Below are 19408 nucleotides of genomic sequence, written 5' to 3' on the forward strand. Positions count from 1 at the left end.
GCCATGATCCGCACGGCCTTGCTCGCCGCCCTGCTTGCCTCTGCTCCCGCAATCGCGGCTGATATGCCCAACCCGATGCTCACCCCGGCGCAGGCCAGCAGCGATGTCGCGCTGATGCGGCGGGCGCTGGAGACGATCCACCCCGGCCTCTATCGCTATGTGTCCAAGGCGCAGGTGGATGCCAGCTTCGCCCGGCTGGAGGCGCAGGCGAAGCAACCGATCAGCACGCTTGCCCTGCACCGCGAGATCGCGCGCATGGTGGCCAGCATCCATTGCGATCATTCCAAGCCCGAATTGCCCGACGCCATCGCAAAATGGCGCCAGACCAACGCCAGCCACTTGCCGCTGCGTTTCAAGCTGATCGAAGGCCGGATGGTCGTGGTATCGGGTGCGCTGCCCAAAGGCGCCGAAATCACCGCCATCAACGGCCGGCAGGTACCGCAGATCCTAAACGCTGTGGCGCCGTTGGTGTCCTATGATGGTGAAACCGATAAGGCGATTGCGGTGAAGATCGCCGACGACAGCGACCTGGGCGGCAGCGATCTGGAGGAATATTGGCCCGGCCTGTTCGGAGCGCCCAGCCAGTGGGATATCGCGTGGAAGATGCCGGGAGAAGCGGCCGCTAAGGCCAGCCAGCTCGCCCCGGTCAGCTTTGACCAGTGGACTCAGCTTGCATCGCCCGACGGCAAGTATCGCAATGAATTCTACAATGGCATCACCTGGCGCATGGCCGGCAAGGTGGCCCGCTTGAAGATCGACACCTTCGTCAATTATCGCAATCCGGTGGCAGCAACGCCGTTCCTGGGTGGCTTTTTCAAGGCCATGAAGGCGGCTAGGACAGAGCATCTGATCCTCGACCTGCGCAACAACGGCGGCGGCTCCACCGATCCCACCATCGCCCTAGCGCGGCACCTGCTCGACAAGCCGTTCACCCTGACCCGCTCGGTCCGCGCCAAGACCATCCGCTTTGGCGACCTGCCCAGATATATCGAGATGTGGGGGGATCGCGAGGCGCAGTTCAACCCGCCGGAGGGCGCGTATCGGCGCACCGATGATGGTTTAATAGAAAGAATTCCAGCCGGCACCGACGAGGCGGACGATGATGACAGTGAGATCGCACACCTGCCGCTGCAGGCCGACCAGCGTTTCACCGGTCGACTGACCGTCTTGACTGGGCCGCAGAACGGCTCCGGCGCGACGATGACCATCGCCTGGCTGAAGGACAAGCGCGCCGTGACGCTGGTGGGTGAAGACACGTCGGGCAGTGCCGAGGGGCCAACCGCCGGCAATATCTTCAATCTGGTGCTGCCGGCCAGCGCCATCAGGGTGCGGATACCGCAGTTCAAGAGCTTCACCAATATCAAGACCTTCACCCCGCGCCGCGGCGTCGCCACCGATGTGCAGGTAGTGCCGACCCTGGCCGATTTCGAAGCCGGCCGGGACCGCGCGGTGGAAGTGGCGCGCAGCCTGCCGGCGCCGCCGGTCGATGCCGCCGCCACGCTCACCGCCGCGCTGGCCGGCAACTGGGCCGGCACGCTCGACTATCGCGATTATGGCAATGACAGCCGCGTTACCTTGCCGACGCTGATGAGCGCCAATGGCCTTAGCATCGCCTGGACGTTCGATGATGGCCCCGGCAAGACGGTGCGCTCCGGCGAGAGCTGGTCCTTCACGCCGGATGGCAAATCGCTGGTGATAAAGGGAGGAAAATCCAGTGAAACCATGGCCATCGCCGAATTCCGACGAGGTGCCAATGGCAGCGTCACGCTGGTCGCCGATGGCAGCGGCGAGGAAAATGGCCGCAAGGTGATGGTGCGCGAGATACTCACCCGCGATGGCCCGGTGCTGCGGCTGACCCGGATGAGCCGCACAGCGGGCCAACCGTTCATCATGCGCCACAGCTATCAGTTGCGGCCCGCCGCCTGAGGGGTTGGCACCCCGCCCACCGACATGGCAAGACACGTGGATGCAGGCTGGGACCACCATTTTCGAGCATATGTCGGGCCTGGCCCGGCAGCATGATGCCATCAATCTGGGGCAGGGCTTTCCGGATTTCGGCTGGTCCGATGCGGTGCTGGCGGCGGGAGCCGATGCAATTACAACGGGTTATAACCAGTATCCACCGATGCGCGGCTTGCCGGAACTGCGCCGTGCGGTGGCGGATTTCTATGGCCGGCGGCAGAGGCTGGACCTTACGCCGGCACAGGTGATCGTCACATCCGGCGCCACTGAGGCACTGGCAGCGAGTATCATGGCAGTGGCGGGGACCGGCGATGAGGTGATCCTGTTCGCGCCGGCCTATGATGCCTATGCGCCGCTGGTGCAGCGGGCAGGCGCTCGGCCGGTGTGGGTGGAACTGCAGCCGCCCGACTGGCAGGCAAGCGCCGCGGCGATTGCAGCCGCGATTACGCCGGATACCCGCGCTATCCTATTGAACACGCCACACAATCCCGCCGGCGGCATGGCCGGCCCGGCGATGCTGGCGGCCATCGTGGAATTGGCCCGAAAGCATGACCTGACCATCATCAGCGACGAGGTGTGGGAGGAAGTGATCACCGGCGATGCGCCGCATGACTCGCCCTTCACCCTGGCGCCGGAGCGCACGATCAAGATCGGATCGGCCGGCAAGTTGCTGGCGTTGACTGGCTGGAAGGTGGGCTGGGTGGTGGCCGAAGCGGCGCTGGCGGAGCGGGTGGCGCAGGTGCACCAATATCTCACTTTCACCACCGCCCCGCCGCTGCAGACCGCAGTTGCTGCCGGGCTGGCGCTGCCGGATGCCTGGTTTGCGGCCGCCCGTGTCCGTTTTGTGACGGCGCGGGACCGGCTTGTGACGGATCTTGCCCGCCACGGCTGGAAATTGCTGCCAACGCAGGGCAGTTACTTCGTGATGGCCGATCTGGCGGCTTCGGGCATCAAGATGGGCGACCGTGATTTCTGCGAGGCTGCGGTGATCGATCCCGGCATTGCCGCCATCCCGCTTTCGGCCTTCATGCCCGATGGCCAGCAGACGCCGTTCATCCGGCTGTGCTTCGCCAAGTCTGATGCCATCCTGGATGAAGGCGCGGCGCGGCTCAACCGGGCGCGGGCGATGCTCGCCGCCTGAGCCTTGCGTGTATTGTCCAACTAATGCAGTGTAGCCGCGCAACAGGGGAGATAGGATATGGCCGAACAGCGTCTGCGCAGCGGGGAAGTGGTTCGCACTGGGATCGGCCTTGGCTCGGCCATAGCCGTCAGCATCAGCTGGAGCCTGCACAAGTCGCTGCTGTGGGTGATCATCCACGGGCTGCTGTCGTGGTTCTACGTGATCTATTACGCGCTAACCCGTTAAGCCGCCCGGCGGTTCTCCAGCACTTCGGCAAAGCCGCGGAACAGCGCTTCGAAATGCGCATCAATGGTGCGGGCGAAGGGTGCCGCCGCCACGGCATTGGCGCGCATCGCTGGCAGCCCAGGGATGGCGTCTGCAATGGTGCTGGCGAGGCTGGCGGCATCCAATGACTTGAACGCCATGCCGATGCCCGGTTCGAGCTGATCATAGGCCGCGCCTGCATCCGGCACGATCAGCGGCAGGCCGCTGGCGCGGGCTTCGGCGCAGGCGATGCCGAAGGTTTCGGCCGGCGCGCCGTGCACCATCATGTCGGCACTGGCGAGGATGCGGGCGAATTCCGGGCGGTCGCGAACCGGGGCGATCAACTGGATATGCGGGTTCTCGCCAACCGCGCGCGCCACGGCGGCGCGGGCATGGCCATCGCCCAGAATGATCAGGCCCAGCGGCCGGCCGTAACTGGCGGCGGTCACGCCGGCGATCACCATCGGCCATTGTTTTTCATGGCTGTGCCGGCCCACGCCGATCAGCAGCGTGGCGTCTGGCGGCAGGCTGCATTGGGCGAGCAGGCGGGCGCGCAGTTCTGCATCACGATTGGCCGGGGAGAACACGCCTGGGTCCACCCCCAGCGCATTGTCGACCACATGCATCAGCCCACCATCGCGCAGCCGTTTCGACAGGCTGGGCGCCGCCGAAATCACCTGATCATAACGGGCGTCGAGCCGGCGCAGATAGCGCCAGAACCAATCGAAGCTGCGGTCGATCGTCTGGCGCGGCAGGAAGCCATCAAGATAGCGATAGACCCAGGCCGACAGCGGCTCGGCGTGCATGAACAGGCTGCGCGGCGCGGCGCCCGGCCAATCGGCCACGGCCGCCGCACTGCCCCATGGCGAGGAGCACTCGATGAAATCCGGCTGCAATTCATCCAGCGCATCGTGGATGATCCGATCACTGGCGAAATAGAAATAGTTGCGATCCAGCGGGAAGCGCGGGCTCTTGATGTTGACCAGTCGCGCCTTGCCCACTTCGCGCACGCTGTCGTCGGCGCCCGGCACCACCACGGTCAGCCGCACGCCGTGCTTTTCCGCCACTTCCAGCTTGCGGTGGGTATAGGTGCGGATGCCGCCACCCTGCGGGGAATAAAGCGCCGAGATGTCGACGAGATGCATTGGTGAAGCGATACTCCTGCACCTGTGGTTGGCGCAATCCGGTCAATCTGCCGGGCCGCGCCTGCGGTCAAGCCCCGATCAATCGCTTCTGATCAATCACCGTCCCGTAACGGGCCGAAGCTGAACAGGCCACGGCGGTAATTGAGGCGGATGGAAATCTGCGTCAGGCCCGGCCCGGCCTGGAAACGGGTGTCGGCAGCCTTGGGCTTGGACAGGCCCAGCCGCGGGTTGTTCGGAAAGCCCACGCCATCAGTGGACAGGCCGAATTTCCGATTGGAATCGCGATCATGCAGCAGCGACAGCGTGTAGGCGCCGGGGCCGGGCGTGCGCACGCACAATTGCACGGCGCCGGCCTGCGGCAAGGGCATTTCCACCCGGCCGAAGGTCTTGCCCTGGTTGATCAGGATATTGTCGTCCTGCAGGAAATCCTGATCATTATCGGGATACAGCTCGGCGCGCAGGGTGCCGCGCCGGTCCTTCAGGCCCACAACCGTCACGATCACCGCCGAACCGGCTTCGTTGGGCCGGCACTGGCCTTCAGCTTTTCCCAGATCGGGATTGGATTCCACCTGCGCGCACGCCGCCGCTGGGATCAGCACCATCAGTGCTGCCAGCCAGACCATCTTCATTTCTTGCGCCATCCAGCCGCTTCGCCGCTCACCAGCAACAGGCCAAGGCCCAAATGCGTTGCGAGCAGCAGGCTGGCCATCATCGCCATCAGCGCGCCCACTTCGGCATCCTGGCCGATCATGAACACCGCCAGTGCGGCAAACACTACATCCTTGTTGGGCAGGAACGGCAGCCGCGACAGCAGCATGCGCATGGCCGAAAGCAGCACCCACAATTCCACCGATTCCGCCGGCAGCGCCAGGTGCCAGCACAGCCCGGTGAGCACCAAGGTGGCGATCACGCGCGCAGTCTGCACGAAGGTGACAACCCAGAGATCGCGAGCCGGCAGGCTGAACAGCTTCTTGCGGAAGAACAAGACGCCGCTGGAAATCACCAGCATCAGCGCCACCGAAGCGAAGAAGGCCGTGGAATCAATGCCGAGATGCAGCGTATCAAGCAGCGGATAGGCCAGCACCATCAGCACCAGCGTCACGGCATTGGCTGCCATGGCCGACAGGATGGCAACATCCTTCACGGCGCCGAACGGCGCCGAGGTCATGCTGGTGCGCTGCCGCGCCCAGGTGTAGAAATAGAGATCGCCGACATAGCCAGTGATCAGTTCGTTGCCGATCAGCTTTCTGAGCAGCGCGAAGAAGCCGGCGACCGGGATCTGCCAAAGCCGGCGGAAAATGGCATAATCGCCGAGCGGCCCGGCAAAATAGGACAGCGCAAACACCAGCCAGAAGGCCGGCGAGCTTGGCACGATGGCCGCCACGCGTGCCAGATCGAGCTGCGCCAGTTGCAACATTGCGGCCACCAGCACGGCAAGCGTGATGATGGTGCCAACCCACCAGGTCCAGCCGCGTTCGCTGCGCGGCAGGGCGGGCAGGCTGGGCGGCAGGCCATCGGGGCCTGCCGGGGCAGTTGCAGCGTCGGTTCGAAGCATTTCTGGGGCCAAAATCCTAACTCACGCCGGCCCTAGAGGCCCAATATGGCAATTTGACGACCGTGCAGCGGCGGATTTTGCCGGATTGGTGCCCTATTTCCCTCATGCCCGGTTCATCACAGCAGCGGCGCGATGGCCGCCAGCAGGGCCGGAGCGCGGCCGGGGTGGCAGATCAATATATCAGGCGTGAGCGGACGCGGCTGATTGAACACCAGTGGGCTGCCATCAATGCGGCTCACCCATAGGCCGGCGGCCTGGGCCACCGCAGCGGGTGCGCCGCTGTCCCATTCGTGCATGTCGCCCTGGTGCAGATAAACATCGGCTTCCCCGCGCAGCACCGCCAGGGTTTTCGCGCCGGCACTGCCCATCGGCACCAGTTCGCAGCCGGTGCTGGCGGCCAGCGCATCGGCGCACGCGGCGGGACGGCTGCGCGAGAGGACGATGCGCAAGCGTGCGGCTTCGGGATGCAGCGCCGGCGGGTGCTTGGTGCAAATGGTCTGATTCAGCGCAGGTTGTGCCACCGCGCCATCGGCGATGCGGCCATCGATGCTGAGCGCCACGTGCACCGCCCAATCGTCGCGGCGTTCGCCATATTCGCGGGTACCGTCCAGCGGATCGACCAGCCAGACGCGGCGGTACTGCAGCCGGGCCAGATCGGGCGCTTCTTCTTCCGACAATATCGCATCATCGGGGCGCAGCCGGCGCAGCTCGGCAACGAGGAAGGCGTTGCTGATGCGGTCGCCTTCGGCACCCAGCGCCTTGCCTTCAGCCGGGCCGCTGCGCAGTTCCAGCAGCATCTGCCCGGCGGCGTGGGCGAGGTGGCGGGCAAGTTCGGCGTCGGTCATGGGCGGCTCCCTGCCAGCCGGGGCGGCCGTCTGCAACCTTGTCAATGCTGATGGATGGCCTTGATCACCTGGAAGGCGCGCATGCCTTCCGGGCCATCTTCGCTGCCGTGGCCTGAATCCTTCACCCCGCCGAACGGCGAATCCGCCGCGCTCATCGCCATGGTGTTGATGCCGACCATGCCGGATTCGACCGCATCGGCCATCAAATTGGCGGTGCGGGCGTTCTCGGTGAATAGATAGGCGGCAAGGCCGAAGGGCAGTCGGTTGGCCTCGGCGATGGCGTCCTCCATCGTGCTGACCCGGTGGATGAGCGCCACCGGGCCGAACGGTTCTTCGTTCATCAGGCGGGCATGCAGCGGCACATCGGCGAGCAGGGTGGGCGCCCAGAAATTGCCATTGCTGCCCACACGCTCGCCGCCGGCCAGCAGGGTGGCGCCCTGGTTCAGCGCATCGCCGATCAGGCTTTCCATCGCCAGCGGCCGGCGCGGGTTGGCGAGCGGGCCAATCTGGGTGGCGGCATCAAGGCCGGGGCCAATGGTGAGCGCCTTGGCGCGTGTGGCCATGGCGGCGGCGAAGCGATCGGCAATCGCCTCGTGCACGATCAGGCGGGTGGGGGAAACGCAGACCTGCCCGGCGTTGCGCCATTTGAAGGCCGAAACCATGGTGATGGTCTTTTCGATATCGCAATCATCCCACACGATCACCGGGCCGTGGCCGCCCAGTTCCATGGTGGTCCGCTTGGCGCCGTCAGCCGCCAGCCGCATCAGATGCTTGCCCACCGGCACGGAGCCGGTGAAGCTGATCTTGCGGATGATCGGGCTGGCAATGAGGTGGCGCGAGACCGTGTCGGGCACGCCGAACACCATCGAGGCGACGCTGGCGGGCAGGCCGGCATCGATGAAGCATTGCAGCACCAGAACGGCCGTGCCCGGCGCTTCTTCGGGCGGCTTGATGATCATCGAACAACCGGCGGCCAGCGCGGGGGCGAGCTTGCGCGCCGGGTTGAGGATCGGGAAGTTCCACGGGCACAGCGCCAGCGAAGGCCCGACCGGTTCGTGGATGACCAGGCTGCGCTGCCCGGTGGGGCGAGTGAGCACGCGGCCATAGTTGCGGCGCACTTCGCCGGCGTAGAAATCGACCAGCGCGGCGCTGTACGCCAGCTCGGCCCGCGCTTCGGCCAGCGGCTTGCCCTGTTCCAGGGTGGCAGTGGTGGCGATGATCTCCACCCGTTCGCGCATCAAGCGGGCAGCGCCGGCCAGCACGGCGGCCTTTTCGTCCACGGATGTGGCCCGCCACAGCGGGTACCCCCGCGCGGCGGCATCGAGGGCGGCATCCAGATCGGCGGTGGTGGCCAGCGGCAGTTCGGCCAGCACGGCGCCGGTGGCGGGGTTGACCACCTGGTGCGTGGCGCGGCCTTCGCCGGAGAGCCAGTGGCCATCGATGAACAGGGCAGGGCGGGCAGGATAAACGGTCATGCTGGGAGTCTCCTTGTTTCCTCTCTAATGGAACCAGCTTGCCAGCCAAGAGCGGCGAGGGCAGGCTGCACAAAAGTTTGGGGAGATGATGATGGAGAAGCCGCAAGGCGCGCCACATCCGCGGCTGCTGCTGTGGACCCTGTTGGTCGTCTATATCTTCAACTTCATCGATCGGCAGATCGTCGCCATCCTGGCCGAACCGATTTCGCGTGATCTGCAATTGTCTGACAGCCAGTTGGGCCTGCTGACCGGGCTCGCCTTTGCGCTGTTCTATGCCACGCTGGGTGTGCCGATTGCACGGGTGGCCGATAATGGCCGCAGCAACCGCAGCCGGATGATCGCCGTGTTCGTGGCGGTGTGGTCGGTGATGACGGCGCTGTGCGGGGTGGCGCAGAATTTCTGGCAGTTGCTGCTGGCGCGCATCGGGGTTGGCGTGGGGGAGGCAGGCTGCACGCCCACCGCGCACGCGCTGATTGCCGACAGCCTGCCGCCGGAAAAACGCGCCGGCGGCATCGCCTTTTTCGGGCTGGGCATTCCCATTGGCGGCCTTTTGGGTACGCTGATCGGCGGCGGCATGGCGGAAGCGCTGGGCTGGCGCGAAGCCTTCTGGGTGGTGGGCATACCCGGGCTGCTGCTGGCGGTGTTCGTGTGGTTTTTCCTGAAGGATCCGCGCCTTGGCCGCGCGGCACCGGCCGATGCGCCGCCACGGCTGTCGATGTGGGCAAGCCTGAAATTGCTGGCGACCTCGCCGGCCTATTGCCTGGTGCTGTCGGGCGCGTCGCTGGTGGCGTTCCTCAGCTATGGCAAGGGCGTGTGGGTGCTGGTCTATTTCCAGCGCACCCACAAGCTTTCGGTTGGGCAGACGGCAATCTGGGTGGGCGTGATCTTGGGCATTGCCGGCATCGTCGGCACCTGGCTGGGCGGCTGGGCGGCGGACAAGTTCGGATCGAAGGATCGTCGCCACATGCTCACCTTGCCGGCCTGGGCGATGGTGCTGGCGGCGCCGGTGCTGTTTGCCGGCTACATGGTCGATGATTGGCGGCTGGCGATTGCGCTGCTCGTGCTGCCCACCATCGCCAATTCGGCCTATTATGGCCCGGCCTATGGCGCGGCGCAGGTGCTGGCGCGGCCCGATACGCGGGCGATGGCGTCAGCGTGGATGGTGTTTGCGCAGAATCTGATCGGGCTTGGCCTTGGCCCGCTGCTGTTCGGTGCATTGTCTGACATACTGAAGCCGGAATATGGTACGCAATCGGTGCGCATCGTGCTGTATTTCGCGGCGTGGGCGGGTCTTGTCCCGGCGCTGTTGTTCTGGCTCGGTGCACGCGCACTGGGCCGCGAGGCCAATCAAAAGGAAGCCATGAATGCGAGTGTTGCGCACGCCGGATGAGGCCTTTGCCGGCCTCACCGATTATCCCTTTGCCCCGCATTATCTGGAGATCAAGGACCGGGCGACGGGAACGCCCTTGCGCCTCCATTTTGTTGATGAGGGCAACCGCGAGGCGGCACCGATCCTGCTGATGCACGGCGAACCGAGCTGGAGCTATCTCTACCGCAAGTTCGTGCCGCCGCTGGTCGCCGCCGGCCACCGCGTGGTGGCGCCCGACCTGATCGGCTTCGGCAAGTCCGACAAGCCGGCGGACCGCAACGATTATACATTCGAGCGCCATGTCGAATGGATGAGCGACTGGCTGACGGCGACAGGCCTGACCGACATCACGCTGTTCTGCCAGGATTGGGGCGGCCTCATAGGCCTGCGCCTTGTCGCAGCCTTTCCGGAGCGTTTTGCCCGGCTGGTGATCGGCAACACCGGGCTGCCGATCGGCACCGGCTGGTCGGAAGGCTTCAACGCCTGGCTGGCGTTCAGCCAGCGGGTGGAAACCTTCCCGGTCGGCTTTATCGTCAACGGCGGCTGCACCCGCGATCTGACGCCCGCCGAAGTTGCCGCCTATGAAGCGCCCTTCTCGGATGAAAGCTTCAAGGAAGGCGCCCGCCAATTCCCCACCCTGGTGCCGATCACGCCGGAACACGCCAGCGTGCCTGAGAACAAGGCGGCGTGGGAGGTGCTGGGCCGTTTCGAGAAGCCCGTCGTCACCTGTTTTTCCGACAAGGACGCCGTCACCCACGGCGGCGAGAAAATCTTCATCGAAAGCGTGCCCGGCGCCAAGGGCCAGCCGCACACGATCGTGCAGGGCGGCGGGCATTTTTTGCAGGAAGATGCGCCCGAGGAGCTCGTGCGCATCATCCTTGATCACATCAACCGGGGGTAAGACACATGCAGGTGAAGAACGAAACCGCGCCGCGGCCGGAACTGGCGCAGGCGTTTTTCAGCGATGCCGATCATGGCGCGATGGTCATGGTCAACATGCTGAAGTTCAAGGACAAGGCGACCTATCCCGATGGGCGCGATCCTGAGCTTTCGGGGCGCGACGCCTATGATCGCTATGGCGCCGGCGTGGTGGCCTGCCTTGAAAAGGTTGGCGGCCGGGTGGTCTATTCCGGGCCGGTGTCGGGGATATTGCTCGGCGATGTCGAGGAGATGTGGGATGCCGTCGCGCTGGCTTATTACCCCAGTCCGCAGGCGATGCTGCAGATGGTGGCGCTGCCCGAATATCAGGCGATCGAGATCCACCGTTATGCCGGCCTGGCCGGGCAATTGAACATCCGCACGAAGGCGCCGCAATGAGCCTGAATTTCGATCTCTTCTGGTCGTTCCGTTCGCCCTACTCCTATCTGCTGCTGCCGCGCGTGGTCGATCTGGTGGCCAGCCACGACGTCACCTGCACCGTGCGCATCGTCTATCCGATTGCGGTGCGGCAGGCGGATTTCTTCCAGAAGGTCGATCCGCTGTGGGTGTTCTACCTGATGAAGGACACGTATCGCGAGGCTGAGTTTCTGGGCATGCCCTATCGCTGGCCCAAGCCCGACCCGGTCTATATGGACCCGGCGACCCGGCTCTATCCGCCGGAACAGCCGCACATCCACCGCCTGTCGCAGCTTGGCATTGCTGCGACGGAAGCCGGGCGCGGGCTGGAGTTCATCCGCGCGGTGTCCCACACTATCTGGTCGGGCACGGTGGACGATTGGCACGAGGGCGATCATCTGGCCGAGGCGGCAACCCGCGCCGGGCTTGATCTGGCCACGCTCGATGCCGCCCTGGCTGCCAACCCCGATCATTATCGTGGCCAGATTGAGGCCAACCAGGACGCCCAGCGCGCCGCCGGCCATTATGGCGTGCCGCTGATGGCGCTGGAAGGCGAGCCCTTCTTTGGCCAGGATCGCTTTGATCAACTGGTCTGGCGGCTCAAGCAGAAGGGGCTGCAGGCCCGTTAAAGATCGATCAGCAGCGCCAATCCGGCGGCGACGGCGGCAGCGATGCCGAGATTGGCCATGCCCAGCACGGGCCAGGCCAGCGCCCCGGCCACGGCGCCGCCGATCATCGCCAGCCACAAGAGCAGCCACGGCAGGAAGGCCAGTGCCGGCCCGCCGCTGAGCGCCAGCGCCAGCCGCTGGCCGATCTTGACGAGATTGCCGGTCATGAAAGTGAGGCTGATCCGCACGTCGCCGCCGGTTTCGAACACGCAGTTTTCGGCGCCCATTGCCATCGCCGCCAGCAACAGGCCTGGCCAGATGAAGCCGGCCTGGCCGAGCGTGAAACCGCCGCCCAGCAGCGCGGCCACCAGCAGCAATTGCCCGCGCCGGCGTTTGCCATCGAGGCGGCGGCCGATCAGTGTGGCCAGCGTCACCCCGGCGACGAACGCTGCCAGCAGGCTGCCGGCCAGCGCGGCGAACTGGCTGGCTTGCGCAAGGCCAATGCCCAGCCGCGTGCTGTTGCCGCTCATGAAACTGATGAACAGGCCGCCCGACGCGATGAAGCCGATGGCATCGACATAGCCGGCCAGCGCCGCCAGCGCGGCGGCAATCGCCTGATCGCGGCGCGGATGATCGTGCATCAGCTCACCCGCGTGTGGGTGCGGTCAAAGCCGGTCTTCCGCGATCTCGCGGTTGCCGGCCGGCAGGTGCAGCACGCTGCCATCGCGGGCGATCCGGATCGCCCCCGAAAAACGCTGCGCCGCGTCGCCCAGGAAGGCGGCTTCGAAGAAACGGTTCGGCACCTGCGGCACGATGTGGGTGAGCATCAGCATCTGCACGCCGGCCTGGGCGGCGGCGGTGGCGGCCTGTTCGGGCGAGGCGTGATAATTGAGGATGTCGCGGGTGATCTGCGCGGTGCGCGGCTGGCCTGCATTCGCCAGCCCGCGGGTGATGGCGGCAACAAGCCTTGGCTGCAGGGCTTCGTGAATCAGCACGTCCGCGCCCTTGGCGGCCTGCGGGATGGCCGGGGTGACGCCAGTGTCGCCGCTCACCACCACGGTACGGCCCTTGTAGGCGATGCGATAGCCATAGGCGGGAGCGATGGGCGTGTGATCGACGGCAAAGGCGGTGATGACAAGGCCATCGCGGTTCCACACCACGCCGGGGCCCAGATCCTGCCCGGCAAACTGCCCGCCGCCGGTGGGCACGATCGCTTCGCCATGATGGGCGGTGCGATAACCGGCATCGGCCTTCAGCATCAGATTGTAACCGGCGGCCACGTCGCTGGTGCCGGGCGGGCCGATCAGCGGCAGCGGTGTGCGCGCCGCGCTGCCGGCCCAGCGCAGCAGCAGCGCCGGGGCCAGGCCTTCGATATGATCGCTGTGCAGATGGGTGAGCAGCACGGCATCGAGCCCGCCCAGCGGCACACCAAAGCCGGCGAGTTTGCGCACGCCGCCATCGCCACCATCGATCAGCAGCAGATTGTCACCGGCCTGCACCATCAGGCACGCCTCGGCGCGCTGCGGATCGGGCACGGGGGAACCGGTGCCGCAGAAGATCAGGGTGAGGCCGTCGCCATAGGCGGCCAGCGTATTGCGTCCGGCCCGGCGCTCGGCAATCTGGCTGAACACAAATTCGCCCAACGGCGCGCGTTGCAACCACAGCCCGCCCACAGCAGCGAGGATCAACAGAAGCAACAGGAGACGGCGCATGAATCGCATGCTAGGCGCAAGCCGACCTTCTGACAATGGACTGGTTTTCAGTGCGCGCCGGCCTGATAGGGTGGCCGCCAACATTTTGGGGAATATGGGATATGGCAGGCGTGATGCGGGTGGCGATCGGTTTGATCGCGGTGTTCAATATTGCGATCGGCTTGGGCTTCCTGCTCAATCCGGCGCGATTGGCCGGGCAGTTTTTCTTGTCACCGCTGGGCAGCCAGGGCTTGGCAACGCTGCGGGCCGATTTCCCCGGTTTCTTCATCACGGGGGGCGTGTTTGCGCTGATCGGGGCGGTGAAGAAGGATGACAAGGCGCTGCAGGTGCCGTTGCTGCTGCTGGCCATCGCCATCAGTGGCCGCACGATATCGCTGGCCCTGGATGGCGCCGCACCCACCGCTTATCCGCCGATGATTGCCGAAGCCGTGATGATTGTGGCGCTGTTGCTGGCGCGGCGCAGCTTCACGCGCTGATCCGCAGGCTTCAATCAGGCGCGCTTTCGCCTCTGTCGGGCGCTAAAACCGAAACTTAATGATATAAGGTTACAGCTTCCAGGTGGAAACGCCATCGCAGTGGTGGCAGAGGTGAATCGCGTTCAATCGGGGGTTTGATCAATGCCGTGATCGCATTGGTGGATGAGGATCAGGGCATCCCCGGTGCGGAGGCAATTGCCGCCCGCGCCAGGGTGGGCCTGCGATCAGTGTTCCGCCATTTCGGCGACATGGACGGGCTGTATGTGGCGGTGATCGAACGGATCGGCCGGAGCTACACGCATCTTTCCCGGCCCTATGAGGCCAGCAGCTGGCAGGGCCAGGTTGGCGAGGCGATGGCCCGTCGCATGGAGATGTTCGAAACCGTGCTGCCCTATCGCCGCGCGGCCGACATGCATCGCCAGCGCTAGCCGCTGCTCAACCATGGTCTGGATGCGCTCACGCTGATGCTGCGCGCCCGGCTGGAAGGCGCGGTGCCGCCCGACGTCAAGGCCGATCATCTGTGGTTCGAACAGCTTGATCTGTGGTTGAGCCTGGAAGCCTATGGCCGGCTGCGCGATCGCCAGCGGCAGGATCATGCCGGCGCCGTGCAGGTGATCCAAGCGGCCGTGGCAGCCTTGCTGGCGGCCAAGAGCTGACCGGCTGATTTTCTTTGCGCCGGCTGGGGCTGGCGGTTAAAGCGTGGCGCTTTACAACGGCCCGGTTCCGGGCAAAAAGGGCAGAATTGCCATGGCAAGCGACGCGGCACCGCTGGTTGGCATCATCATGGGCAGCCAGTCTGACTGGCAGACGATGGTGCATGCCGCCGATATACTTTTGGCGCTGGGCGTGCCCCACGAAACCCGCATCGTTTCGGCCCACCGCACCCCGGATCGTCTGTTCGATTACGCGCGCGGCGCTGCGGCCCGAGGCCTGAATGTGATCATCGCTGGCGCGGGCGGCGCGGCGCATCTGCCGGGCATGGCCGCCAGCATGACGGCGCTGCCGGTGCTGGGCGTGCCCGTGGAATCGAAAACGCTGAAGGGCATCGACAGCCTGCTCTCCATCGTCCAGATGCCGGCTGGCGTGCCGGTGGGCACGTTCGCCATCGGCAAGGCCGGCGCGGTGAACGCGGCGTTGCAGGCGGCGGCCATCCTGGCGCTGAATGATGCGGCACTGGCCGGCCGGCTGGCAGCGTGGCGGCAGGCGCAGACGGACGCGGTGGCGCTGGCCCCGTCGGATGATCTGCCCTGATGCTGGCACCCGGCTCCACCATCGGCATTTTGGGCGGCGGCCAATTGGGCCGCATGCTGGCGCTGGCCGCAGCCGAGCTGGGCTATCGCTGCCACATCTTTGCGCCGGAAGCCGACACGCCGGCCAGCGAAGTGGCGGCGTTCACCACGCGGGCCGAGTATGGCGATGCAGCGGCGCTGAAGGCCTTTGCGGCCGCCGTGGATGTGGTGACGCTGGAATGGGAGAATGTCGACCGCGAGGCGGTGCGGCAGCTGGCGGCGCATGTGCCTGTCCACCCCGGCGCGCACAGTCTGGAAGTCGCGCAGGACCGCATGGCCGAAAAACAGTTTGTTGAATGGCTGGGCGGGCGCACGGCAACCTGGGCGAAGGTGGACAGCCGCGAGGCGCTGGATGCGGCCATTGCACAGGTCGGCCTGCCGGCGATCCTGAAGACGCGGCGGTTCGGTTATGATGGCAAGGGCCAGGCGCGGATCATGGCGGCGGGCGATGCCGATGCCGCGTGGGCAGCGATTGGCGGCCAGCCGGCGATCCTGGAAGGCTTCGTGAGTTTTGCCCATGAATATAGCGTGATCCTGTGCCGGGGGCAGGATGGCAGCATCGTTGATTGGCCGGTGCCGGTGAACCTGCACAAGGGCGGCATTCTTGCCACCTCCACGCTGCCGCCGCCGGCACTGGTGCGCGCGCAAGCCGCCGAAGCCGTGCAACTGGCCCGCACCGTGGCGGAAAAGCTGGGCCACATCGGCGTGCTGACCGCCGAATTCTTCGCCTGCAAGGATGGCCCGCGCTTCAACGAGATTGCGCCGCGCGTGCACAACAGCGGCCACTGGACGATCGAGGGCAGCGCCACCAGCCAGTTTGAAAACCATGTCCGCGCCGTGGTGGGCCTGCCGCTGCGGCCGACAGCGCTGATGTCATCCCGTATCGAGATGACCAATCTGATCGGCGACGATGTGGCAGACTGGCCGTGCCTGATGGCCGACCCCACGGCGCATGTGCATCTGTACGGCAAGGCCGAGGCCCGGCCTGGCCGCAAGATGGGCCATGTGACCCGACTGGGGAAATAGCGGCTCAGCGCGCTTTCGGCTTCGGCGCTTTCGGTGCAGTCGGCGCAAAGGCGGCGCCGAAATAATCGCCTTCATACCAGCGCGGCGCGGCCGTGCCGTTGGCGATGCGGCGGATGATGTCGGTGTTCAGCCGGCTCCACTTTGCGGCGGCGGCCCAATCGAACGGCAGATCGAGCTGGTCCGATACTTCGTGATAGCTGTTGAGGCGGAACGCCCGTTCGGCGTCCTTGCAGGCCATGCCGCCCTTGGTGTCGGTCCAGCCGGTCTTCAGGAACACCGAAGGCACGCCCTTGCGCACGAACGGATAGTGATCGGAACGGGTGAACACCGCTTCTTCCGGCTGCGGATCGGGCGACAGTCCCAGCTTCATCGCCTTAGCGGCGGCAGCGACCGTGGGGCCCAGCGTTGAACGATCACCGCCAAAGGCCACCACATCACCGAAATCGCAGGTGAGGATCGGCATGTCGATGTTCACATCGGCCACGATGCGCTTCACGTCCACCGTGGGCTGGCGCGAGAAATAATCGGCACCCAGTAGCCCGGATTCCTCTGCCGTGGTGGCGAGGAACAGCACGGAGCGCTTGGGCGGCGCCTTCACCAGCGCGGTGGCGGCTTCCATCATCGTGGCGGTGCCGCTGGCATTGTCCATGGCGCCGTTGAAGATGCGGTCTTCGCCGGGCTTGGGATTGGCCTTCACGCCAACATGGTCACTGTGGGCGGAGATCACCACGATCTCGGCGGCCAGCGTCTTGTCGGTGCCGGGCAGCAGGCCGAGCACGTTGGGGCTGGAAATACGTTCCAGCTTGGTGGCGCGGTTGATCTTGAAACGACCTTGCAACGGGAAGCCCTTCACCGGGCCCTTGGCAGCCGCGGCCTGCACATCGGCAAAGCTCATGGCGGAACCGGCGAAGATGGCGGCGGCGGCGGCATCATCGATGCTGGCGCGCACCTTCAGGCCGGCGCCATCGCCCAGCGCCTGTCCATCGGAGCCGAGCAGCACGCGGCGCGGCAGGCGGGCGCGCGGTGCGAATTTTTCCCACGGCAGGCGTGCTGCTTCCTTCAGGGTGCGCACGGTGATCAGGCCAACGGCGCCAGCCTGCAGCGCTGCCATGCCCTTGGAGGTGCGGGCCAGGTGGGCGGCGACTTCGCTGTTCATACTGTCGGGCGCGCCCGACAGTACCACGGCATATTTGCCCTTCAGATCAAGGCCGGCGAAATCATCGATGCCCTGCGATTTGTCCTGCAGGCCATAGCCGACGAATACCATTTCACCGCTAATGCTTTCCGGGCCGGCGAGATCGCCGGGGGACAGCACCAGGCCGACACCATTTTCGAGCGTGATTGTCTTGCCCGCCCCGGTTTCCATCACCGCGGTCTCGCCCTCGCTGGCGAAGCGGCTTTCGGCGAAGTTCACGCGCTGGAACCACGTTCCCTTATCGCCGGCGGGCTGCAGGCCCAGGCGGGCGAAATGCTGCGCGATATAATTGGCTGCAATCTCGTGGCCTTGCGAGCCGATGCCGCGGCCTTCCAGCAGATCATCGGCCAGGAAGGCGACATGGGCGCGGAACGACGCGGCCAGCGGATCGGCTTTGGGGGCGGGAGCGGCTGCGGCGATGAGCGGCAGGGCGGCGGAGACGAGGAGCGTATGCTTAATCATTGGCGTTGCGTATCAGGCAGGCTAAACCTGTGCAATCTGCAAGATTGAGTGAGGTTTTGTCGATGATCCGCAATTTTCTGGTGGCACTGGCTGCCACCACGATGCTGGTGCAACCGGTGCTGGCGCAGACCGGTGCCGTGCCCGCCACCCAACCGGCCAGCTTCGCTGCGCTGGTGAGTCAGGTGCAGGTCCCCTACGAACAGTTCACCCTGCCCAACGGCCTGCGCGTCATCGTCCATACCGATCGCAAGGCGCCGATCGTGGCCGTCAGTGTCTGGTATCACATCGGTTCCAAGGACGAGCCCCGTGGCAAGACCGGCTTTGCTCATTTGTTCGAACATCTGATGTTCTATGGCAGCGAGAACAACGACGGCGTGTTCTTCAAGAAGCTGGAGGATGTGGGCGCGACGGACGCCAACGGCACCACCTGGTTCGATCGCACCAACTATTTCGAAAATGTGCCGACCCAGGCGCTCGATCTGGCGCTGTATCTGGAGTCCGATCGCATGGGCTGGCTGCTTGGCGCCGTGACGCAGGCCAAGCTGGATGCCCAGCGCGGCGTGGTGCAGAATGAAAAGCGCCAGGGCGACAACGCGCCATTCGGCCTGACCGGCTATGCCACCTTGAAGGCGCTGTTCCCAGAAGGCCACCCCTATCATCACGACACCATCGGTTCGATGGCAGATCTGAACGGCGCGAGCCTGGCCGATGTGCAGAGCTGGTTCCGCGCCAACTATGGCCCCAACAACGCCGTGCTGGTGCTGGCCGGCGATGTTGATGCGAAGTCTACCCGGCCGCTGGTCGAGAAATATTTTGGGCCGATCAACCGGGGCCCGGAGGTGAAGCGCCTCGACGCGCCGGTGCCGCGCTGGACCACGGAACGTCGCGAGACCCTGTACGACAAGGTGCCGACGCCGCGCGTTTCGCTGCACTGGCCGGTGCCGGGCCGGCTCGACCGCGCCGCCGTGCTGACCGATGTGGCGCTGACGGTGCTGGCCGGCGGATCGTCATCGCGGCTGTACAACGAACTGGTGCGGACGAAGAAGCTCGCCGTGTCGGTGAGTGGCGGCGTGCAGGCCTTTGAAAAGGTGAGCATGGCTGAAATCGAGGTGACGCTGGCGCCTGGCGTGAAGCCGGAAGCTGTAGAAGCCGCAGTGAAGCAGGCGCTGGCGGAATTCATCGCCAAGGGGCCGAGCGCTGATGAAGTGGGCCGCGTGGCAACCCGCAATGTCGCCGGAACCATCCGCGGCCTCGAAGCCGTGGGCGGCTTTGGCGGCAAGGCCGTCGCGCTGGCCGAAGGCGCGGTTTATGCCGGCAATCCCGAACAATATCGCACGGAGCTCGCCTGGTATGCAGGTGCCACCCCCGCCGATGTGCAGGCCGCCGCGCGTGCGTGGCTGACCACCAGCGCCTATGTGCAGACCGTACTGCCCGGCGAACGGCCGGCCGCCGAAGAGGTGCCGCCGCCGCCCAAGGTGGCCGCCAGCTCCCCGCCCGCCATCGGCCCGGCCCGCATGGCCGAACCCGCCGTGGGCCAACCGCCGCTGCTGCAATGGCCGGCGATCGAGCG

At 65.7% G+C, this 19408-nt stretch carries 21 protein-coding genes; 13 read left to right on the forward strand and 8 right to left on the reverse strand.

Going from position 1 to position 19408, the window contains the following annotated elements:
• The first annotated feature begins 3 nt into the window (after positions 1-3).
• The 3 genes from Q7O19_RS06495 to Q7O19_RS06505 are packed head-to-tail and all read left to right on the forward strand — an operon-like array spanning position 4 to position 3328.
• Positions 4-1926: a S41 family peptidase gene (locus Q7O19_RS06495; protein WP_303809379.1), complete on the forward strand. Its 1923-nt coding sequence runs from the start codon at positions 4-6 to the stop codon at positions 1924-1926.
• Between the two features lie 40 nt (positions 1927-1966).
• A complete protein-coding gene (locus Q7O19_RS06500; protein ID WP_303809380.1) occupies positions 1967-3103 on the forward strand; it encodes an aminotransferase class I/II-fold pyridoxal phosphate-dependent enzyme in 1137 nt (378 codons plus the stop codon).
• Positions 3104-3160: 57 nt separating this feature from the next.
• Positions 3161-3328 carry a hypothetical protein gene (locus tag Q7O19_RS06505; protein ID WP_303809382.1) on the forward strand — a complete coding sequence of 56 codons (168 nt, stop codon included), beginning with the start codon at positions 3161-3163 and terminating at the stop codon, positions 3326-3328.
• On the opposite strand, the gene Q7O19_RS06510 is transcribed toward Q7O19_RS06505, so the two are convergent.
• The 5 genes from Q7O19_RS06510 to Q7O19_RS06530 all read right to left on the reverse strand — a co-directional run bounded on the left by Q7O19_RS06510 (position 3325) and on the right by Q7O19_RS06530 (position 8366).
• Entirely contained in the window at positions 3325-4491 is a 1167-nt protein-coding gene (locus tag Q7O19_RS06510) for a glycosyltransferase (RefSeq protein ID WP_303809383.1), read from the reverse strand. The two genes, Q7O19_RS06505 and Q7O19_RS06510, sit on opposite strands and share 4 nt — an antisense overlap.
• 92 nt (positions 4492-4583) lie before the next feature.
• Positions 4584-5120 carry a DUF2141 domain-containing protein gene (locus Q7O19_RS06515; protein WP_303809384.1) on the reverse strand — a complete coding sequence of 179 codons (537 nt, stop codon included), beginning with the start codon at positions 5118-5120 and terminating at the stop codon, positions 4584-4586.
• Positions 5117-6046: a hypothetical protein gene (locus tag Q7O19_RS06520; protein WP_303809386.1), complete on the reverse strand. Its 930-nt coding sequence runs from the start codon at positions 6044-6046 to the stop codon at positions 5117-5119. The genes Q7O19_RS06515 and Q7O19_RS06520 overlap by 4 nt, the downstream gene beginning before the upstream one ends.
• Before the next feature lie 116 nt (positions 6047-6162).
• Entirely contained in the window at positions 6163-6891 is a 729-nt protein-coding gene (locus Q7O19_RS06525; RefSeq protein ID WP_303809387.1) for a 3'(2'),5'-bisphosphate nucleotidase CysQ, read from the reverse strand.
• A gap of 41 nt (positions 6892-6932) precedes the next feature.
• On the reverse strand, positions 6933-8366 hold the full coding sequence (locus tag Q7O19_RS06530; protein ID WP_303809389.1) for an NAD-dependent succinate-semialdehyde dehydrogenase: 1434 nt from the start codon (positions 8364-8366) through the stop codon (positions 6933-6935).
• Between the two features lie 91 nt (positions 8367-8457).
• On the opposite strand from Q7O19_RS06530, the gene Q7O19_RS06535 reads away from it, so the two are divergent.
• Genes Q7O19_RS06535 through Q7O19_RS06550 form a run of 4 tightly spaced genes read left to right on the forward strand, consistent with a single transcriptional unit; the run spans position 8458 to position 11699 of the window.
• On the forward strand, positions 8458-9756 hold the full coding sequence (locus tag Q7O19_RS06535; RefSeq protein ID WP_303809391.1) for an MFS transporter: 1299 nt from the start codon (positions 8458-8460) through the stop codon (positions 9754-9756).
• Positions 9731-10636: a haloalkane dehalogenase gene (locus Q7O19_RS06540; protein WP_303809393.1), complete on the forward strand. Its 906-nt coding sequence runs from the start codon at positions 9731-9733 to the stop codon at positions 10634-10636. Before Q7O19_RS06535 ends, Q7O19_RS06540 begins: the two co-directional genes overlap by 26 nt.
• 5 nt (positions 10637-10641) lie before the next feature.
• Entirely contained in the window at positions 10642-11052 is a 411-nt protein-coding gene (locus Q7O19_RS06545; protein WP_303809394.1) for a DUF1330 domain-containing protein, read from the forward strand.
• On the forward strand, positions 11049-11699 hold the full coding sequence (locus tag Q7O19_RS06550) for a 2-hydroxychromene-2-carboxylate isomerase (protein WP_303809395.1): 651 nt from the start codon (positions 11049-11051) through the stop codon (positions 11697-11699). The genes Q7O19_RS06545 and Q7O19_RS06550 overlap by 4 nt, the downstream gene beginning before the upstream one ends.
• On the opposite strand, the gene Q7O19_RS06555 is transcribed toward Q7O19_RS06550, so the two are convergent.
• Together Q7O19_RS06555 and Q7O19_RS06560 are read right to left on the reverse strand one after the other, a co-directional pair.
• Positions 11696-12319 carry a YoaK family protein gene (locus tag Q7O19_RS06555; protein WP_303809397.1) on the reverse strand — a complete coding sequence of 208 codons (624 nt, stop codon included), beginning with the start codon at positions 12317-12319 and terminating at the stop codon, positions 11696-11698. The genes Q7O19_RS06550 and Q7O19_RS06555 overlap by 4 nt on opposite strands.
• Before the next feature lie 24 nt (positions 12320-12343).
• Positions 12344-13390, reverse strand: coding sequence for an MBL fold metallo-hydrolase (locus Q7O19_RS06560; protein ID WP_303809398.1), 1047 nt, complete (start codon positions 13388-13390; stop codon positions 12344-12346).
• Positions 13391-13491: 101 nt separating this feature from the next.
• Between Q7O19_RS06560 and Q7O19_RS06565 the strand changes: the two genes are divergently transcribed.
• From Q7O19_RS06565 to Q7O19_RS06585, 5 genes are all read left to right on the forward strand, one after another.
• Positions 13492-13866 carry a DUF4345 family protein gene (locus Q7O19_RS06565; protein ID WP_303809399.1) on the forward strand — a complete coding sequence of 125 codons (375 nt, stop codon included), beginning with the start codon at positions 13492-13494 and terminating at the stop codon, positions 13864-13866.
• 134 nt (positions 13867-14000) lie between these two features.
• Complete coding sequence (locus Q7O19_RS06570; protein WP_303809400.1) at positions 14001-14294, forward strand: TetR family transcriptional regulator; 294 nt, start codon at positions 14001-14003, stop codon at positions 14292-14294.
• Positions 14295-14330: 36 nt separating this feature from the next.
• Positions 14331-14522, forward strand: a complete 192-nt coding sequence (locus Q7O19_RS06575) for a hypothetical protein (protein WP_303809401.1) — start codon at positions 14331-14333, stop codon at positions 14520-14522.
• Between the two features lie 91 nt (positions 14523-14613).
• Positions 14614-15117 carry a 5-(carboxyamino)imidazole ribonucleotide mutase gene (gene purE, locus Q7O19_RS06580; protein WP_303809402.1) on the forward strand — a complete coding sequence of 168 codons (504 nt, stop codon included), beginning with the start codon at positions 14614-14616 and terminating at the stop codon, positions 15115-15117.
• Positions 15117-16181 carry a 5-(carboxyamino)imidazole ribonucleotide synthase gene (locus tag Q7O19_RS06585; RefSeq protein ID WP_303809403.1) on the forward strand — a complete coding sequence of 355 codons (1065 nt, stop codon included), beginning with the start codon at positions 15117-15119 and terminating at the stop codon, positions 16179-16181. The genes purE and Q7O19_RS06585 overlap by 1 nt, the downstream gene beginning before the upstream one ends.
• Before the next feature lie 4 nt (positions 16182-16185).
• On the opposite strand, the gene Q7O19_RS06590 is transcribed toward Q7O19_RS06585, so the two are convergent.
• Positions 16186-17838: a M28 family peptidase gene (locus Q7O19_RS06590; protein WP_303809404.1), complete on the reverse strand. Its 1653-nt coding sequence runs from the start codon at positions 17836-17838 to the stop codon at positions 16186-16188.
• Positions 17839-17900: 62 nt separating this feature from the next.
• On the opposite strand from Q7O19_RS06590, the gene Q7O19_RS06595 reads away from it, so the two are divergent.
• Positions 17901-19408: pitrilysin family protein (locus Q7O19_RS06595; protein WP_303809405.1), on the forward strand; the 1508-nt coding region annotated here is incomplete at its 3' end.

The organism is Sandarakinorhabdus limnophila DSM 17366, assembly GCF_945882885.1.
Classification (GTDB): domain Bacteria; phylum Pseudomonadota; class Alphaproteobacteria; order Sphingomonadales; family Sphingomonadaceae; genus Sandarakinorhabdus; species Sandarakinorhabdus limnophila_A.

Coding starts and splice junctions, on each gene's coding strand:
- Q7O19_RS06495 (WP_303809379.1), top strand. CDS start 4: ATGATCCGCACGGCCTTGCTCGCCGCCCTGCTTGCCTCTGCTCCCGCA.
- Q7O19_RS06500 (WP_303809380.1), top strand. CDS start 1,967: ATGCAGGCTGGGACCACCATTTTCGAGCATATGTCGGGCCTGGCCCGG.
- Q7O19_RS06505 (WP_303809382.1), top strand. CDS start 3,161: ATGGCCGAACAGCGTCTGCGCAGCGGGGAAGTGGTTCGCACTGGGATC.
- Q7O19_RS06510 (WP_303809383.1), bottom strand. CDS start 4,491: ATGCATCTCGTCGACATCTCGGCGCTTTATTCCCCGCAGGGTGGCGGC.
- Q7O19_RS06515 (WP_303809384.1), bottom strand. CDS start 5,120: ATGAAGATGGTCTGGCTGGCAGCACTGATGGTGCTGATCCCAGCGGCG.
- Q7O19_RS06520 (WP_303809386.1), bottom strand. CDS start 6,046: ATGCTTCGAACCGACGCTGCAACTGCCCCGGCAGGCCCCGATGGCCTG.
- Q7O19_RS06525 (WP_303809387.1), bottom strand. CDS start 6,891: ATGACCGACGCCGAACTTGCCCGCCACCTCGCCCACGCCGCCGGGCAG.
- Q7O19_RS06530 (WP_303809389.1), bottom strand. CDS start 8,366: ATGACCGTTTATCCTGCCCGCCCTGCCCTGTTCATCGATGGCCACTGG.
- Q7O19_RS06535 (WP_303809391.1), top strand. CDS start 8,458: ATGGAGAAGCCGCAAGGCGCGCCACATCCGCGGCTGCTGCTGTGGACC.
- Q7O19_RS06540 (WP_303809393.1), top strand. CDS start 9,731: ATGCGAGTGTTGCGCACGCCGGATGAGGCCTTTGCCGGCCTCACCGAT.
- Q7O19_RS06545 (WP_303809394.1), top strand. CDS start 10,642: ATGCAGGTGAAGAACGAAACCGCGCCGCGGCCGGAACTGGCGCAGGCG.
- Q7O19_RS06550 (WP_303809395.1), top strand. CDS start 11,049: ATGAGCCTGAATTTCGATCTCTTCTGGTCGTTCCGTTCGCCCTACTCC.
- Q7O19_RS06555 (WP_303809397.1), bottom strand. CDS start 12,319: ATGCACGATCATCCGCGCCGCGATCAGGCGATTGCCGCCGCGCTGGCG.
- Q7O19_RS06560 (WP_303809398.1), bottom strand. CDS start 13,390: ATGCGCCGTCTCCTGTTGCTTCTGTTGATCCTCGCTGCTGTGGGCGGG.
- Q7O19_RS06565 (WP_303809399.1), top strand. CDS start 13,492: ATGGCAGGCGTGATGCGGGTGGCGATCGGTTTGATCGCGGTGTTCAAT.
- Q7O19_RS06575 (WP_303809401.1), top strand. CDS start 14,331: ATGCTGCGCGCCCGGCTGGAAGGCGCGGTGCCGCCCGACGTCAAGGCC.
- purE (WP_303809402.1), top strand. CDS start 14,614: ATGGCAAGCGACGCGGCACCGCTGGTTGGCATCATCATGGGCAGCCAG.
- Q7O19_RS06585 (WP_303809403.1), top strand. CDS start 15,117: ATGCTGGCACCCGGCTCCACCATCGGCATTTTGGGCGGCGGCCAATTG.
- Q7O19_RS06590 (WP_303809404.1), bottom strand. CDS start 17,838: ATGATTAAGCATACGCTCCTCGTCTCCGCCGCCCTGCCGCTCATCGCC.